Source organism: Microbacterium sp. LMI1-1-1.1, from assembly GCF_040815675.1.
Classification (GTDB): domain Bacteria; phylum Actinomycetota; class Actinomycetes; order Actinomycetales; family Microbacteriaceae; genus Microbacterium.
In genome coordinates this window covers 188645-204250 of record NZ_JBFPNN010000001.1, presented here as the reverse complement: position 1 = coordinate 204250, position 15606 = coordinate 188645, and the positions used below count along the sequence as shown (strand labels likewise).

Annotated in this window: 17 protein-coding genes and 1 tRNA gene; 9 read left to right on the top strand and 9 right to left on the bottom strand. The window is 70.7% G+C overall.

The genetic code is table 11. From position 1 onward, the window contains the following. The first annotated feature begins 25 nt into the window (after positions 1 to 25). The 3 genes from MRBLMI1_RS00960 (at position 26) to MRBLMI1_RS00950 (ending at position 4262) form a co-directional block, all read left to right on the top strand. Positions 26 to 859 carry a carbohydrate ABC transporter permease gene (locus MRBLMI1_RS00960; protein ID WP_387053804.1) on the top strand — a complete coding sequence of 278 codons (834 nt, stop codon included), beginning with the start codon at positions 26 to 28 and terminating at the stop codon, positions 857 to 859. Between the two features lie 49 nt (positions 860 to 908). Then, positions 909 to 2861 carry a glycogen debranching N-terminal domain-containing protein gene (locus MRBLMI1_RS00955; protein WP_367726272.1) on the top strand — a complete coding sequence of 651 codons (1953 nt, stop codon included), beginning with the start codon at positions 909 to 911 and terminating at the stop codon, positions 2859 to 2861. 327 nt (positions 2862 to 3188) lie between these two features. Next, positions 3189 to 4262, top strand: a complete 1074-nt coding sequence (locus MRBLMI1_RS00950; protein ID WP_367726271.1) for a Glu/Leu/Phe/Val dehydrogenase family protein — start codon at positions 3189 to 3191, stop codon at positions 4260 to 4262. 87 nt (positions 4263 to 4349) lie between these two features. Here the strand turns inward: MRBLMI1_RS00950 and MRBLMI1_RS00945 are convergent, their stop codons facing one another. Together MRBLMI1_RS00945 and MRBLMI1_RS00940 are read right to left on the bottom strand one after the other, a co-directional pair. Next, the gene (locus tag MRBLMI1_RS00945; protein WP_367726270.1) at positions 4350 to 4691 is read right to left on the bottom strand and encodes a histone-like nucleoid-structuring protein Lsr2; all 342 of its coding nucleotides are present in this window, start codon (positions 4689 to 4691) and stop codon (positions 4350 to 4352) included. Between the two features lie 130 nt (positions 4692 to 4821). Then, positions 4822 to 5172 carry a histone-like nucleoid-structuring protein Lsr2 gene (locus MRBLMI1_RS00940; RefSeq protein WP_367726269.1) on the bottom strand — a complete coding sequence of 117 codons (351 nt, stop codon included), beginning with the start codon at positions 5170 to 5172 and terminating at the stop codon, positions 4822 to 4824. Between the two features lie 141 nt (positions 5173 to 5313). On the opposite strand from MRBLMI1_RS00940, the gene MRBLMI1_RS00935 reads away from it, so the two are divergent. Next, positions 5314 to 6801 carry an amino acid permease gene (locus MRBLMI1_RS00935; protein WP_367726268.1) on the top strand — a complete coding sequence of 496 codons (1488 nt, stop codon included), beginning with the start codon at positions 5314 to 5316 and terminating at the stop codon, positions 6799 to 6801. Between the two features lie 52 nt (positions 6802 to 6853). Here MRBLMI1_RS00935 and MRBLMI1_RS00930 read toward each other — a convergent pair whose 3' ends face one another. Then, positions 6854 to 7279 carry a hypothetical protein gene (locus MRBLMI1_RS00930; RefSeq protein WP_367726267.1) on the bottom strand — a complete coding sequence of 142 codons (426 nt, stop codon included), beginning with the start codon at positions 7277 to 7279 and terminating at the stop codon, positions 6854 to 6856. 238 nt (positions 7280 to 7517) lie between these two features. On the opposite strand from MRBLMI1_RS00930, the gene MRBLMI1_RS00925 reads away from it, so the two are divergent. Then, positions 7518 to 8111 carry a hypothetical protein gene (locus MRBLMI1_RS00925; protein ID WP_367726266.1) on the top strand — a complete coding sequence of 198 codons (594 nt, stop codon included), beginning with the start codon at positions 7518 to 7520 and terminating at the stop codon, positions 8109 to 8111. A 117-nt stretch (positions 8112 to 8228) separates the two neighbouring features. Here the strand turns inward: MRBLMI1_RS00925 and MRBLMI1_RS00920 are convergent, their stop codons facing one another. Beyond that, complete coding sequence (locus MRBLMI1_RS00920; RefSeq protein ID WP_367726265.1) at positions 8229 to 8891, bottom strand: peroxiredoxin-like family protein; 663 nt, start codon at positions 8889 to 8891, stop codon at positions 8229 to 8231. A 318-nt stretch (positions 8892 to 9209) separates the two neighbouring features. On the opposite strand from MRBLMI1_RS00920, the gene MRBLMI1_RS00915 reads away from it, so the two are divergent. After that, entirely contained in the window at positions 9210 to 10580 is a 1371-nt protein-coding gene (locus MRBLMI1_RS00915; RefSeq protein ID WP_367726264.1) for an MFS transporter, read from the top strand. Positions 10581 to 10777: 197 nt separating this feature from the next. Here MRBLMI1_RS00915 and MRBLMI1_RS00910 read toward each other — a convergent pair. The 4 genes from MRBLMI1_RS00910 to galU all read right to left on the bottom strand — a co-directional run bounded on the left by MRBLMI1_RS00910 (position 10778) and on the right by galU (position 13819). Then, positions 10778 to 10850: transfer RNA gene (locus MRBLMI1_RS00910), tRNA-Ala, on the bottom strand. Between the two features lie 189 nt (positions 10851 to 11039). Further along, positions 11040 to 12170, bottom strand: coding sequence for a large exoprotein (locus MRBLMI1_RS00905; RefSeq protein WP_367726263.1), 1131 nt, complete (start codon positions 12168 to 12170; stop codon positions 11040 to 11042). A gap of 116 nt (positions 12171 to 12286) precedes the next feature. After that, the gene (locus MRBLMI1_RS00900; RefSeq protein ID WP_367726262.1) at positions 12287 to 12913 is read right to left on the bottom strand and encodes a GNAT family N-acetyltransferase; all 627 of its coding nucleotides are present in this window, start codon (positions 12911 to 12913) and stop codon (positions 12287 to 12289) included. A gap of 15 nt (positions 12914 to 12928) precedes the next feature. Next, on the bottom strand, positions 12929 to 13819 hold the full coding sequence (gene galU, locus MRBLMI1_RS00895) for a UTP--glucose-1-phosphate uridylyltransferase GalU (RefSeq protein WP_367726261.1): 891 nt from the start codon (positions 13817 to 13819) through the stop codon (positions 12929 to 12931). A 63-nt stretch (positions 13820 to 13882) separates the two neighbouring features. Between galU and MRBLMI1_RS00890 the strand changes: the two genes are divergently transcribed. Genes MRBLMI1_RS00890 through mscL form a run of 3 tightly spaced genes read left to right on the top strand, consistent with a single transcriptional unit; the run spans position 13883 to position 15239 of the window. Continuing rightward, positions 13883 to 14476: a 5-formyltetrahydrofolate cyclo-ligase gene (locus MRBLMI1_RS00890; RefSeq protein ID WP_367726260.1), complete on the top strand. Its 594-nt coding sequence runs from the start codon at positions 13883 to 13885 to the stop codon at positions 14474 to 14476. Between the two features lie 21 nt (positions 14477 to 14497). Next, positions 14498 to 14788 carry an FmdB family zinc ribbon protein gene (locus MRBLMI1_RS00885; protein WP_367726259.1) on the top strand — a complete coding sequence of 97 codons (291 nt, stop codon included), beginning with the start codon at positions 14498 to 14500 and terminating at the stop codon, positions 14786 to 14788. A gap of 34 nt (positions 14789 to 14822) precedes the next feature. Then, positions 14823 to 15239 (top strand): large conductance mechanosensitive channel protein MscL, encoded by a 417-nt coding sequence (gene mscL, locus MRBLMI1_RS00880; protein ID WP_367726258.1) that lies wholly within the window; start codon positions 14823 to 14825, stop codon positions 15237 to 15239. 46 nt (positions 15240 to 15285) lie between these two features. Here the strand turns inward: mscL and MRBLMI1_RS00875 are convergent, their stop codons facing one another. Beyond that, complete coding sequence (locus MRBLMI1_RS00875; protein WP_367726257.1) at positions 15286 to 15603, bottom strand: hypothetical protein; 318 nt, start codon at positions 15601 to 15603, stop codon at positions 15286 to 15288. Between the last annotated feature and the right edge of the window lie 3 nt (positions 15604 to 15606).

Here is a 15606-nt window from a genome sequence, read left to right as displayed (position 1 = left end):
CCGCCGCGCACCCCGGAAGCACCGGATGCCGGCGAAGACGCTGCGCTGGCAGATCGCGCTGTACGCGCTGCTGTGCGTGCTCGCGCTCATCTACATCTATCCCTTCCTCGTGCAGGTGGCGACGTCCTTCAAGACGGACGCCTCGGCGGCGGCGGACCCGGTCTCCCTCGTGCCGCAGCCGTTCTCGGTCGCCGCCTACGAGCGGCTGTTCCTCAACTCGGACTTCCCCGTCTGGTTCGCGAACTCCGCGATCGTGACGGTGTTCGTCACGATCGGACGCGTGTTCTTCGCCTCGCTCGCCGGATACGCGCTCGCGCGCCTGCGGTTCCGCGGGAGGAGCGTCATCTTCGCGGCGCTCGTCGCCGTCATGGCCGTCCCGGCTGTGGTGCTGCTGATCCCCAAGTTCCTCGTCATCAACCAGCTCGGCATCTACGACTCCTACGCGGGCATGATCCTGCCGCTGCTCGTCGACGCGGCCGGCGTGTTCATCATGAAGAACTTCTTCGAGTCCGTCCCGCCATCGGTGGAGGAGCAGGCTCGTGTCGACGGTGCGGGGACGTTCCGGGTGTTCTGGTCCGTCGTCCTGCCGATGGCGCGGCCGGCCCTCATCACGATCGTCATCCTGTCGTTCCAGGGGTCGTGGAACGAGCTCAGCCACTTCGTCATCGCCTCGCAGTCGCCCGAGCTCACCACGCTGACCAAGGGCGTCGCCTCCCTGGCCAGCGGACAGCTGAGCCAGGGCAGCCAGTTCCCGATCAAGCTCGCCGCGGCGGCCATCATGACCATCCCCGTCGCCGTGATGTTCTTCATCTTCCAGCGGCGCATCATGAACGCCAGCGAGGGAGCCGTCAAGGAATGACACCGCTTTCCCGTCCCGCCCCGACCGTCCCCCGAGGAGCCTCCGCCGCATGACCACCGCACCCGCCGTCTCGTCCGTCGAGACCGCCTCCGACCCCGCTCCCCTGCAGCCCCTGCTGAACGACGCCGTCATCGTCCTCCGCGCCCCGACGCAGGTCTGGTCCGATCACACGGGCGACATCGGTTCCGCGGCCGTGCACGGGGTGTACCACGGTGACGTCCGGCACGTCCGGGCGATGGCCCTCTCGTGCGAGGGGTCGGCCGTCGAATGGATCTCCGCGGCCCCCGACGGTCCCTCCCGCATCGTCTTCGGCGGTCTGCTGCGCGGCCTCGACGACCCCACCCCCGACCCGAAGCTGCGGCTGCTGCGCGACCGCCGCGTCGCCGACGGCCGCGTCAGCGAGACGTGGACGCTGCGCTCCCGCGTCGCCGAGCCCGTGTCGACGACCCTCCGCCTGACGCTCACCCCCGAGTTCGCGCAGCTCCACGAGGTGAAGTCCGGGCACGCGCGCCCCCGGCCCGCCGCGTCCGACGCGGGGAACGACGTGATCCGGCTCGAGGCCGGCGCGCAGGGCCTGGAGCTCGTCGCGCCGCGCGGGCGGGTGGCATCCGGAACCGACGGGATCGAGGTGAGCTGGGACGTCGACGTCCCCGCGTTCGGCACCGCGGAGGTCGGCTTCACCCTGACACTCCACGACGACGCCCTCGTCGTGGGCGGGGCCACCGCCGCCCCGCGGTGGGATGCCGCCGCCGTCGCCGCCGCAGCCCCCGATCCCCGCCTCGCGCGGTGGCTCGAGCGGGCGCTCGGCGATCTCGACGCGCTGCGTCTCGTCCTGCCCGAGGACCCGCGCGACGAGTTCTTCGCCGCCGGGGCGCCGTGGTTCTTCACCCTCTTCGGCCGCGACTCGCTCTGGGCCGCGCGCCTCGCCCTGCCCCTGGACCGCGAGATCGCGGCATCCACTCTCCGCGTGCTCGCGCGGCTGCAGGCGACCGAGGACGACGCGCAGACCGCCCAGGAGCCCGGCAAGATCCTGCACGAGCTGCGGGCGTCGGCCCTGGAGATCCCGGGTGAGGGCATCGTGCTGCCGCCGAAGTACTACGGCAGCGTCGACTCGACCCCCCTGTGGATCTGCCTGCTCGCCGACGCCTGGCGTGCCGGTATGCCGGACGAGGAGGTCCGCGAGCTCCTCCCCGCGCTCCGCGCCGCCCTCGGCTGGATCCGCGACAGCGGCGACAGCGACGGCGACGGCTTCCTCGACTACATCGACCGCCTCGGCACCGGCCTGGCGAACCAGGGCTGGAAGGACTCCGGCGACTCCATCCAGTGGCGCGACGGCCGCCTCGCCGACGGACCGATCGCGCTGTGCGAGGTGCAGGCGTACGCCTACGAGGCCGCCCTGTCCGGCGCGGACCTTCTCGAGCGCTTCGGAGATGCGGCGGATGCCACCGAGGCGGCGACCTGGCGGGAATGGGCGGCCGATCTGCGCGAGCGCTTCGCCGCCGCGTACTGGGTGGAGACCCCCGAGGGGCGCTACCCCGCCGTGGCGCTGGACCGGGACAAGCGCCCGGTCGACACGCTCACCAGCAACATCGGACACCTGATCGGTACGGGGATCCTGTCCGCCGACGACGAGGCGCACGTCGCGACGCTGCTCCTCGACCCGTCGATGTCGAGCGGGTACGGCATCCGCACGATGTCCACCGGCGCCGCGGGGTACTGGCCACTGTCGTACCACGGGGGCAGCGTGTGGGTGCACGACACCGCCATCGCCGTCCACGGCATGCTGCGCGCGGGCCTGGACGCTCCGGCCCGCCAGGTGGTCGAGGGACTCCTGGATGCCGCCGAGGGCTTCGCCTTCCGCGTGCCCGAGCTGCATTCCGGCGACCCCCGCGCGCAGTCCTCCGTGCCCACGCCGTACCCGGCCGCCTGCCGCCCGCAGGCGTGGTCGGCCGCAGCCGCCGTGGTATGTCGGACGGCGCTGGAGTCCGCCCCGCGGCCCTGACGCGCGCGGCGGCGGCCGGCTCGCGCGCTCGGTCGTCGCGGGGCGATGCGAGTGGCCCCGGGGCGCCGCGGGTGCTGCGCACGGTCGAGGCCGGTGCATCCGAGTGGCCCCGGGGCGCCGCAGGTGGCCCCGGGGCCACTCGCGCGACCGAGACCGGACGGCGCTGCACGGCCGAGGCCGGTGCATCCGAGTGGCCCCGGGGCGCCGCAGGTGGCCCCGGGGCCACTCGCGCGCGCCGACGCGACGCGTCAGAATGGACGATGGATGCCGCAACGCCGCGGCACCGCCGCAGAGCCGCCCACAAGGTGGCCGAACACGAGGATCGCGATGACCAACGCCCTGCCCCTGCCCGATTTCTCCCACGAGCGCGTGGAGGTGATCACGGGACGACGCAGCGGTCTATTCATCGCCGTCGCCCTCCACTCCTCGGTGCTCGGCTCCGCCCTCGGCGGTGCCCGTCTGTGGACCTATCCCACCTGGAGCGACGCCCTCGGCGACGCACTGCGGCTGTCTGCGGCGATGACGTTGAAGAACGCGGCCGCGGGGCTCGACGCGGGCGGCGGGAAGGCCGTCATCGGGCTGCCCCTCGGCACCGAGCTGGATGCCGACCGTCGTCGCGCCGCGTTCCTCGATCTGGGCGACGTGGTCGAGAGCCTCGGCGGCCTGTACCGGACGGCGGAGGACGTCGGCTCGACCACGGACGACATGCTCGTCGTCAGCGAGCGCACGGCGCACGTCGTCGGCCTCCCCGATGCCGTCGGCGGTTCGGGCGAGCCGGCCGGCCCCACGAGCCTCGGCGTCTACGCCTCGCTCGTCGCCACGCTCGAGCGCGTCACGGGCAGCGGCGACGTGGCGGGCCGCCGGATCACCATCGCCGGCCTGGGACAGGTCGGCAGCCGACTCGCCGAGCGTCTCACCGCCGAGCACGCCGCCCTGACCGTCACGGACGTGAACCCCGCCAAGCGCGCTCTCGCCGCTCAGCTGGGCGCGGCCTGGGTCGAGCCGGGCGAGGCGCACCTGGTCTCGGCCGACGTCTTCGTCCCGGCCGGCATCGGCGGGGTCCTCACCGACGAGGTCATCGACGCCCTGGACGCGCGCGCCGTCTGCGGGCCGGCGAACAACCCGCTCGCGGACCGGTCGGGAGCCGACCGGCTGGCGGGTCGCGGCATCCTGTACGCGCCCGACTTCGTCGTGAACGCGGGCGGTGTCATCTACCTCGATCTCGTCGCGAAGCAGCTCGGCAGTCGTGACGAGATCATGGGGCGCGTGGCCGGGATCGGCGACACCGTGCGTCGTGTCTTCGACGAGGCGGAGAGCCGAGGAGTGACTCCGCTCGCCGCGGCCGAGAGTATCGCCGCCGAGCGCCTCAGCGTCGGCGCCGCGAACGCCGCGCTCGTCTGAGCCGGACGTCGACAGCGGCACCGCCCACGTCGACCGACGACGAAGCGCCCGGACGTTGTGGGGACGTCCGGGCGCTTCGCTGTGCGATCAGTTCGCGGCGTCGTAGGCCTCGAGGATGTTCGCGGGGATGCGGCCGCGCGAGTTCACCTGGTGGCCGTTCTCCTCGGCCCACGCGCGGACCGCGCCGAGGTCACGGGACGACCCTGCCGAGCGCGGACGACCCGGGCGGCGCGTCGAGCCCCCGGCGGATCCGACGGCGCGGCCGGCGGAGACGAAGGGCTCGAATGCGTCGCGGAGCTTCTTCGCATTCTCGTCGGAAAGGTCGATCTCGTAGGCGCGGCCCTCGAGGGAGAAATGAACCGTGGTCCCCTCATCGAGGACGGAACCATCGAGATCGTCGATGAGCTGGGTGATGTGCTTCTTGGCCATGTGGCCAATGATAGGGATAAATGACCCCTCGAGAAGCACTCCCCCGCCGCAGGTATAGAATTCACCCGCTTTATCACCCGTCAGAACAGTCCAATTCGCGAAACAGTCCGAGGATTACGCAGCCGCGCGGTCAGGAATTCGCGGCGGAATACGCCTCGATCACGGTCGCGGGCAGACGGCCGCGGTCATTCACGGTCATTCCCTGGGCGCGCGCCCATTCGCGCACGGCGCCGAGGTCGAGACCGCTGCTCCCTCGCGGCTCCCGCGTTCCGGAACGACCGGAAGGGGCGGCCGAGCGGGCGGGCCGTGCCGCATCGACGAAAGGCGTGAGAGCGCGGTAGAACTTGTCGGCATTCCGTCGTGAGAGGTCGATCTCGTAATCGCGCCCGTCGATGGAGAACGTCATCTGCGTCCCCTCGCCTTCGTCGAGGACCGTGCCGTCGAGGTCGTCCACCAGATGCGCGATGAGCTTGGTTGCCATAGTGCGCAAAACCCTACACCCGGCCTGCGTTCCTCCCCCGGCGCACCACCGTGCCGCGGCCGCGGTGTGCATGGACGGGCGGGCGGGACTATCCTCCCGGATGGCGTTCCTCCCGAACGCCGCTGACAAGGAGGGCGCCGCATGAGCCTTTTGCGGACCAAATCGGTGGAGCAGTCCATCGCCGACACGACCGATCCGGAGTTCCGGCTCAAGAAATCCTTGAGCGCCCTCGACCTCACCGTGTTCGGTGTCGGCGTCGTCATCGGGGCCGGTATCTTCACGCTCACGGGCCGCGCCGCCCACGAGGTCGCCGGCCCCGCCGTCGTCATCAGCTTCATCGTCGCCGCGATCGCGTGCGGGCTGGCCGCGATGTGTTATGCCGAATTCGCCTCGACCGTGCCCGTCTCGGGGTCGGCGTACACATTCTCATACGCATCCCTCGGCGAGCTCTTCGCCTGGATCATCGGGTGGGATCTCATCCTCGAGATGTTCCTCGGGGCGAGTGTCGTCGCGCAGGGATGGAGCGCTTATCTGAGCGCGTTCTTCGAGCAGCTCGGAGTCGTTCTGCCGCAAGCGGTGAGCTCCGGCGGAGTCGTCGATCTTCCCGCGATCCTTCTCGTCCTCGTTCTCGGTGGTCTCATGACGATCGGCATCAAGGAATCCCTCCGCGTCAACATGGCGCTGGTCGCCGTGAAGCTCTTCATCGTCCTTTTCGTGATCGTCGCGGGCATCATGTTCGTGAATCCCGCGAATTACACGCCTTTCGTGCCGCCGTCCGCCCCGACCGAGACGGCATCCGACCTGACCCAGCCGCTGCTGCAGTTCCTGTCCGGCCTGGAGCCGGCGACGTTCGGCGTCGGCGGCATCCTCGCGGGGGCCGCGCTCGTGTTCTTCGCCTACATCGGGTTCGACGTCGTCGCGACGACGGCGGAGGAGACCAAGCGCCCGCAGCGCGACCTGCCGATCGGGATCATCGCGTCGCTGGTCATCTGCACCGTCCTCTACTGCGCCGTGGCCATCGTCGTGACGGGGATGGTCTCGTACCAGGACCTCGACCCGAGCGCCGCCCTCGCCAACGCCTTCGCCTTCCACGGGCAGACCTGGATGGCTACCATCATCGCGGCGGGTGCGGTCGCCGGTCTCACGACCGTCGTGCTGACCCTGATGATCGGTGCGACCCGCATCATCTTCGCGATGTCGCGCGACGGTCTGCTGCCGCAGGGCCTGGCGAAGGTCCACCCGCGCTTCCGGACGCCGTGGGTCATCTCGATCGTGGTCACCGCGATCGTCGCGGTGGTGGCGGGCGTCACCCCCGTCGGCATCCTGGAGGAGATGGTCAACATCGGGACGCTCTCCGCGTTCGTACTCGTCTCGGTCGGTGTCATCGTGCTGCGCCGCAAGCGTCCCGACCTCCCGCGCGGCTTCCGCGTGCCGTTCAGCCCGGTCCTGCCGATCCTGTCCGCGGCGATCTGCACCTACCTGATGCTGAACCTGTCAGTGGAGACCTGGCTGCGGTTCCTCATCTGGCTGGCGCTCGGGTTCGCGATCTATTTCGCCTACTCCCGCTCGCACGCCCGCCTCGGCCGTGGCGGGGCAACGCCCCAGCCCGCCTCACCCCCGCAGAGCTGACGAACGACGGATGCCTCACCCTGCTCCCAGAGAGCGCAGGGCGAGGCATCCGTCATTCCCGGGCCGGCCCGAGGCGCCTTAACTGTTGATCGACGTGCACGAAGACGGTGTCGCCCGCCGCGAGGTCGACACCGGTCTCGAACGCCAGGGATTGCTCGAAGAAGTTCGCGGCACAGACCTCCGGCGTCGCCTGGTCGAGCTCGACCTCGACGGCCCCGTGAACGCCCGATAACGGGCGGAGCGTTCCGGACCAGGTGCACCCGGACGATGCGGGAGCGAGCACGTAGAGGGTGCCCCCGTCCGAGAACGCGGAGATCCCTTCCGTGTCGGGACCCGCGACGTTCAGGGCCACCGCCGACGGCGGCACGGTCGGCCCGGGGAGGGGCGCGGGTGCCGTGCACCCGACGAGAACGCAGACCAGCGCCGCCCCCGCGGAGAAGATCACCGTCCGACGTGTCATGAGACGCCATCGTGCCATCGACACCTCCTTTGGACGGACCAAGGGTAGACGCGCGCTCCCTCCCGGCGTCAAACCAATTCACCCCGTCCCCGGAGACCGCGGTGGAGGGCAGCACGGGATTCACCCGGTCCCTAGGTGGTGGATCGACCGGCCCCTAGGTACGTTCCTGGAAGCAAGGCAGCCCCCCACAACCCAGCCCATCTGATCGAACGAAGGAGCGAAACCGTGGGGAACGGACGGCAGCAAAACCCCCGCGATGGGCTCAGCGCACCGCTGCGGCGGAGGTGGCGGCTCCCCCGATTGGTTTTACGGAACCGGCACCGGATGGGGCATCGGCAGCTTCTCCGGAGGACTCGGCGCCGCGGGCAAGCCTTACGGCGACACCGCCGCCTACGTCAAAAGCGGTAGCGAGTACATGGTGCCCGGCGTGTTGACAGGTGACAACACGGGCAAGGGTTCTCGAGTCGAGAAAATCCGAGGGGCTCGGGCAACTGCGGTGGGGGGTCGCGTCTGTTACTCCGGCGCCCGGAGCGGCACAGTCTGCAACAACCTCATTGAGGAAGTCAACATAACAGCCTGCTATGGCGGCGGGCTCCCCTGCTACAACGATCTTGCGTTGAGCCGGCAAACGACGGGGGTTCCTGCCGCCGGTCAGGGTGACAGTGGCGGACCAGTCATCTCCTCCGCCACGGACGAAGGTCGTTACGCCTTCGGAGTGATCAGCGGCATCAGAGATTACTCCAAGAGTTGCACCGGGGACGCCGATGGCCGCGAATGCAGCAAGTACGTCCTCTACGCGCCAATCAGCGAGTTCTTCAATGCTGGCTGGGGACTCAACTACTACAAGTAGATCGCAACCGTCCACCGCAGTTCAGTCGTGGTCACACCTCGGCAGGATCGACCCACATCAGCGACGCCCCGTCCTCCTGGCCCCACGGAGCCGGAGGACGGGGCGTCGTGGCGTCCGTCAGACGGCGAGGGCGTCCACCGCGCCGAGGATCTCCTCCGGCTCGGTGCGCGTGGTGTAGTCCACCTTGATGTCGACGAAGCGGACGACGCCCTGCTCGTCGACGACGAGGACGGTGGGGAACGGGATGGCGGCGGTGTCGTCGGCGTTGCTGTCGGCGACGTCGAAGCCGAGCTCGGTGTGGGCGCTGCGCGCCTCGGCGCTGGGCTCGGTCACGATGCCGAGGGACGACGCGAGGGCGTTGGCCGGGTCGGAGACGACGGCGAAGTCGAGCGAGCCGTTCTCGACGGCCTGCGCCGACCCCTCGGGGGTCTGCGGCGACACGGCGACGAGCTGGGCGCCGCGCTCCTGGAGCGCCGGGACGAGCTTCTCCTGGTAGGTGCGGAGGGTGATGTTGCAGTAGGGGCACCAGGCGCCGCGGTAGAAGACCACGACGCTCGTCTTGCCGGCGAGCACCTCGTGGAACGTCGTCGAGGCGCCCTCGGGGGTGAGGACGGCGGCATCCGGGACCTCATCGCCGACCGACACCACGTCGGCGGGGACGCCGGCGGCGCGCAGGTCGTTCTGCTCGCCGGAGAAGACGGCCGACAGGCGCGGCCCGATCTGCGCCTCGAAGCCGACGTTGAACTCGTCGACCTGCTCGGCGATGGACGAAGTGGACATGCGGGGGCCTCCTCGAGAGATGGGGACGGGGGTCGTCGCCGATGCGAGCGTACGGTCGCCGGGTGAACGCGGGGCCGTCGCAGTCATGGAACGTCATATGAGGATGCTCGGCGGGGCGCGCGCCCGGGGAAGTCAGGTGAAGCGGTCCCGCGAGCGGATGAAGGCGGAGGTGAATGCGCCTCGGGGCTGGCATGCATACATGTCAGGTGGCTCGTGGCATCCCGGGTCCGAAGCATGGCGGACCGTCTCCGGGCCCCTCGGCGGATCGGCCAGGCTGCCCTCGGGTCACCGCCGACCCTCCGAGTGAAAGCGAGAGCCATGTCGATGACGACACCCCTCCCCCGACCGAAGAACAACGCCCGCGTCGCCGCTGTGTCCGGCTTCGTCGGCAGCGCCCTGGAGTACTACGACTTCTTCATCTTCGCCTCGGCGGCGGCCTTGATCTTCCCGCGGCTGTTCTTCCCCGAGGGCGAGCCCGGCGTGAGCACGCTGCTGTCCTTCTCGACCGTGGGCGTCGCCTACGTCGCCCGGCCGTTCGGCGCGGTGCTGTGGGGCCACGTCGGCGACCGCTTCGGCCGCAAGCGGGCCCTGCTCGCCTGTCTCGGGATCATGGGCGTGGCGACCTTCCTCGTCGGGTGCCTGCCGACGTGGGAGTCGATCGGCGTCGCCGCACCGATCCTCGTCGTGATGCTTCGGCTCGTCCAGGGCGCATCGGCCGGCGGCGAGTCGCCCGGGTCGAGCGCGCTCACGATGGAGCATGCTCCCGACGGCCGCCGCGCGTTCTACACGAGCTGGACGATGAGCGGCGTCATGTTCGGCATCGTCATCTCGAGCCTCGTGTTCATCCCGATCGCCTCGTTGCCGGAGGCCGACCTGTTGTCGTGGGGGTGGCGCGTCCCGTTCTGGGCCTCGGTCCTGGTCACCGCCCTGGCGATCGCGCTGCGCCGTCATCTCGAGGAGCCGGAGATCTTCGAGGAGACCCGCGAGACCGAGGACGTCGTCAAGATCCCGCTCTGGGAGCTCTTGCGGCACCACGGTCTCACCGTGGTCCGCGTCACCCTGATGACGCTCTTCACCGGCGTGAACACGATGGTCAACATGTTCGTCCTCGCCTACGGGACGACGGTCGTCGGTATCCCTCGCCAGGACCTGTTGACGATCATCACCGTCGCCAACCTCGTCGCCGTCGTGGTCGGCCCGCCGGCCGCCGCCCTCGCGGACCGCATCGGCCGCAAACCCGTGTTCCTCGCGGGGCTCGTCCTGCAGGCGGTGAGCGTGCCCGCGCTCCTCCGGGCGGTGGATGCCGCCGACCTGACCCTCGTGTGGGTGCTGAGCGTCTTCGTGATCGGGGTGGCCTACACCCTGTCGAACGCGCTCTACCCGGCCTACTTCCCCGAGCAGTTCCCCGCCCGCGTCCGGTTCACCGGCATGGCGGTGAGCCTGATGCTCGGCCTCGTGCTGGCGGGGTTCACTCCGGCCATCGCGCAGGGTCTCATCTCGGCGCCCGGACACGAGCGCGACTGGGGCACGGTCGCGGGGTTCACGATCGGCATCATCGTCGTCTCCGGCATCGCCGCCCTGTTCGCGCCGGAGACCGCCCGCGTCCCCACGGCGCGGCTGGGCCTGCGGGACACCGACCCGGCGGTCGCCCCGCCCGTGGCATCCCCGTCCGGGGTGCGGGAGGGCTGACGGCGGAGCCGGATGCGGCGGATGCTCCGCGCGCGGGCGGGCAGGGCTCCGGAGAGATCGTCGCGCTCGGCCGGTTCCCGCCGCGGTGATCGCGCGCCGGCCCGGGAACTCCGGAGCCCGGCACACGCGGCCTGCACGCCGCGTGCCGTCGGGAAAGAGGAACGGCGCCCCTCCCGAAGGAGAGACGCCGTGCGATGTGGACCTGAGGGGATTCGAACCCCTGACCTCTTCATTGCGAACGAAGCGCGCTACCAACTGCGCCACAGGCCCTGACAACCCCGCAACACTATCACGGGCCGCGGGACGTCCCCCAACCGGTCCACCCCCCGGGCGTGCCGCGGTCCGGCGTCGCACGGAACTCGGAGAAAGAGGCAGACCTCGCAGAGTCAGCCGCGCATTCTGCGAGAACCGTGCAGAACTGCGAGATCGGAAGCGCGGACGGACGCGCCCCAGCGACACTCAGGCGGTGGCGGCGCGTCGCTCGAGCAGCCGGCGGACGTGGTCCTCGATCTCGGCGTCGTCGACGTAGCCCATGCCCGCGTACGGCGACGCGGCGGCCGGACGTGCGGTCTCGATCGGCGTGGGCGCGGCGGCGGCGATGTCCCGGGCGACCGCCTGCTCGCGCGCAGCCGCGCGCAGGGCCTCGCGGGCGGCCTGCTCGTCCAGCACGGCAGCGGCGCGCGACCCGGCCGACGCCACGAGGGGCCGCGGCAGCTCGCGCGGCGTCCACGTGGGCTTGGGGGTGGCGACGACGGCGAAGTCCGGCACGGGGGTCGCGACTCGCGGCGCGGCCACCGGGACGGGCCGGACGTCCGTGCGGCGGGCGACGCGCGACAGGCGCTGGAGAAGGCTTCCGGATGCCACGACGACGGCGCCACCGACGAGGATCAGGGCCGCGACGTTCAGTGTCACCCCGACGCCGAGGGCGACGGCGCCCGCGAGTGCGAGAGTGCTGAGGGTCAGACGGAATCGGCGACGGGCGCGAGCACGGCGCGTCTCGGGCCCGCCCGCGGCGGCCTCGCGCTCTCGGCGCGCACGCTGCACCGCGAGAGCGTGCTCCGCGCGCTTCTGGGCGACGGCGGCGGCGCGCTCGGCCTTGGCCGTCTCGGCGGCGGCGGCGCGCTCGGCCTTCGCGATCTCGACGGCGGCCTCCCGCTCGGCCTTCGCGATCTCGACGGCGGCGGCGCGCTCGGCCTTGGCCAGCTCGACGGCGGCCTGACGCTCCGCCTTCGCGAGGGCCAGGTCGGCGGCGCGCTGCTCCTTGACGAGGTCGCGGTCGCGGGCGCTCTCGACCCGCGCGATCTCCAGGCGCGCCTTGGCCTCGGCGAGCTCGGTCGCGGCCTTCTGCGCCTGGATCTGCTTCGCGAGCTTCTGCTGCTGGTGGGCGGTGCGGGCGGTGAGCTCGAGGTGGATCTCGCGGGGCGTCTCGGACGTCTCCGCCAGGACGCGCAGCGCCTGCCCGAGTCGCACGGCGTTCCGCTCCGCGGAGGTGAACCGGTGACGGCTCTGCCAGGACGGCAGGAGGTACACCAACCACAGCGCGACCGCGACGAGGACGATCACCCCACCGCCGAGAACCTGCCCACCCATGGCACCACGTTAGGTCACGCGGGGGTCACCATTCGGCATCCCTCCGCGTGTCGCCGCCGAATCCGCCGCGAAGCCGCCTGTCGACGCGGGGAACGCCGGCCGACGCGCGCGAGGCTTCAGGACACGCGGTCGGACGGGGGCACGCGCGCCGCGTCGGGCGGCACCTGCCCGCGCACCCACCGGTCGAGCACGCCGTTCGGCACCTCTTCGCGGACGAGCGCGAAGGAGTAGTGGTCGCGCCAGTCGCCGTCGATGTGGATGTACCGGCGGCGGAGCCCTTCGTACCGGAAGCCGAGCTTCTCGACGACGCGCAGGCTGGCGTGGTTCTCGGGCCGGATGCAGACCTCGATGCGGTGCAGGTTGAGCTCGGTGAAGCACATGTCCGTGGCCATGGCCACGCCGATCGTCGTGATGTTGCGACCGGCGAAGCGCTCGCTGACCCAGTACCCGACCGTCGCGGACGACAGCGACCCGCGCGCGACGCCCCACACGTTCAGCTGCCCGGCGACCTCGTCGCCCCACTCCATGACGAGGGGGACGCCGAGGCCGTCGCGGAACTGCTGCAGCAGGCGCTTGACACCGAGGCGCATGTCGAACGACACGGGCCCGTCGGGGTTCGTCGCCTCCCACCGCTTGAGCCACGCACGGTTGTCGATCAGCTCCTGCTGCAGGATGCGCGCGTCGCGGTTGCGGATGAGGCGGATCGACACCTCACCGTGCCGTCGCGGAACGGAGAGATCCATAACGTCGGGGCCGGATCAGAGACCCGCCGCGAACTCCTTGAACCAAGGACGGAGCTCGGCACCGAGGTCGTCGCGGTCGGCCGCGAGCTGCACGATCGCCTTGATGTAGTCGACGCGGTCGCCGGTGTCGTAGCGCCGGCCGCGGAAGACCACGCCGTACACGCCGCCGCCGTCGCCGCCGCCCGTCGCCAGCTCCTCGAGCGCGTCGGTCAGCTGGATCTCGCCACCCTTGCCCGGCTCGGTGTGCTCGAGGATGTCGAACACGTCGGGTCCGAGCACGTAGCGGCCGATGATGGCGAGGTTCGAGGGGGCGTCCTCGGCCTTGGGCTTCTCGACGAGCTGCGTGACCTTGACCACGTCGTCCACCTCGGTCGCCTCGACCGCGGCGACGCCGTACAGGTGGATGTGCTCGGGGTCGACCTCCATGAGGGCGATGACGGTCGCGCCGCGCTTGTCGTACTCCGACATCATCTTCGTCAGCAGCGGGTCGCGCTCGTCGATGAGGTCGTCGCCCAGGAGGACGGCGAACGGGTGGTCTCCCACGTGGCTGCGGGCGCGGAGGACGGCGTGACCGAGGCCCTTGGGCTCACCCTGCCGGACCATGTGGATGTCGGCGAGGTCGGACGAGTGCTCGACCTTGGCGAGCTTGTCGCTGTCGCCCTTCTCGCGCAGCTTGGCCTCCAGCTCCGGCATGGAGTCGAAGTGGTTCGCGATGTTGTTCTTATTGCGGCCGATGATGATCAGCACGTCCTCGATGCCGGCGCCGGTCGCCTCCTCGACGACGTACTGGATGGCGGGCTTGTCGACGACGGGGAGCATCTCCTTCGGCATCGCCTTGGTGGCGGGAAGGAAGCGAGTACCGAGTCCTGCGGCCGGAATCACGGCCTTGAAGGGCTTGTTGGGCATGGCGATACCCTAGCGCTGCCGTATGACACCGCGGTGTCGGGACGCGCAATTACACTTACCTCCATGCCGGACAGCATCGAGCAGGCCAAGCGCGCGCTGCGCGCGGATCTGCGCGAACGACGCCACACCGTCTCGGCGCAGGCGCGGGAGACGGCCGAGGCGGGGATCACCGCCCAGCTCGACGCGCTCGTGGATCGCCTCGGCGCCCGCAGCATCTCCTGCTACCTCTCGACGACGACCGAGCCGAGCACCCGCGCCTTCATCACGGGGGCCGTCGCCCGCGGCATCCGGGTCCTCCTGCCCATCACCCGCGAGGACGGCCTGCTCGACTGGACCGTCGCGACCCCCGACTCCGAGGTGGGCGAGGGGCTCTTCGGAGTGCCCGAGCCGGTCGGCGACGTGCTCGGACCCATCGCCGTCAACGACGTCGACCTCCTCGTCATCCCCGCCGCCGCCGTCGACCGCCACGGCATGCGGCTCGGCTGGGGTCGCGGCTACTTCGACAAGACCATCGGATCGATGGAGAAGTGCCCGCCCGTCTACGCCGTCATCTTCGACTCGGAGCTCGTGGACGACGTCCCCCGCGATGTGCACGACCAGCCCGTCTCGGGCGTCGTGACCCCCACCCGCACGGTGTCCCTCGACGCCGCGTCCTGAAAACACCCGAAGGATCACCCGATGCCCACGTACGCCTACGCCTGCAAGCAGTGCGGTCACCGCTTCGACGCGGTCCAGTCCTTCTCCGACGCCGCCCTCGTCGAGTGCCCCGAGTGCGGGGGCGAGCTGCGCAAGCAGTACGGCTCGATCGGCGTCACCTTCAACGGCTCGGGCTTCTACCGCACCGACTCGCGCGGCGGATCGAAGACGACGGATGCCGCCGGCTCGAGCAGCAGCAGTGGCAGCGGCAGCGCATCTTCGACATCATCGAAGTCGGAATCGAAGACGTCCGCGTCGTCCTCGGCATCCTGAGCCCCGGTCGGCGCGGCACGAAAGGGTGCAGCGCATGATCAAGGGATTCAAGGAGTTCATCCTCCGCGGGAACGTCATCGACCTCGCGGTCGCGGTGGTGATCGGCGCGGCGTTCACCGCCGTCGTCAACGCCATCGTCAGCTCCATCATCACCCCGCTCATCGAGGTGTTCTACCGTCCGGCGGAGGACGGCTCGCTCGGGCCGACCATCACGGGGATCTACGGCCAGCAGGTCACGTTCCCCCTGCCGGCGCTCCTGTCGGCGATCGTCAGCTTCTTCGCCGTGGCCCTGGTGGTCTACTTCGTGTTCGTCTACCCGATGAACCGGTGGAAGGCCCGCGCGGCCGCCCGCGCCGGCGTGCAGAAGGAAGCGGAGGAGCCGAAGCTCCCCACCGAGCAGGAGCTGCTCGTGCAGATCCGCGACCTGCTGGAGCGACAGCCCCGCGCATGAGGTGACGAGGGCCGCCCCGGGATCGGATCCCCGGGGCGGCCCTCGCTCAATAGTGCGGGGGGACGTCCTGCCGCAAGCGGTCGTCGTTGGGACCGGATGCCACGGGCGTGACCGACCGCCCCCGCGTGCGATCGTCGGCCGGTGCCGGCTCCGCGCTGGTCCCGGGTGCCGGGAGGAGGCGGGCACGCCGCGCTCCCCCGACCTTCACGACGCGCTGCCGCGCCGCCTGCGGGGTCGTCGACGCGTCGTCGGGCGCGGCGGGGACATCGGAGACGGGGTCGCTCGTCGCGTCGTCGGACGGGGACGCGCTCGGCTCGGCCGTGGACGGAGCGCCCGGGTGGGCGGCATCCGGAGTCTCGTTCATCGT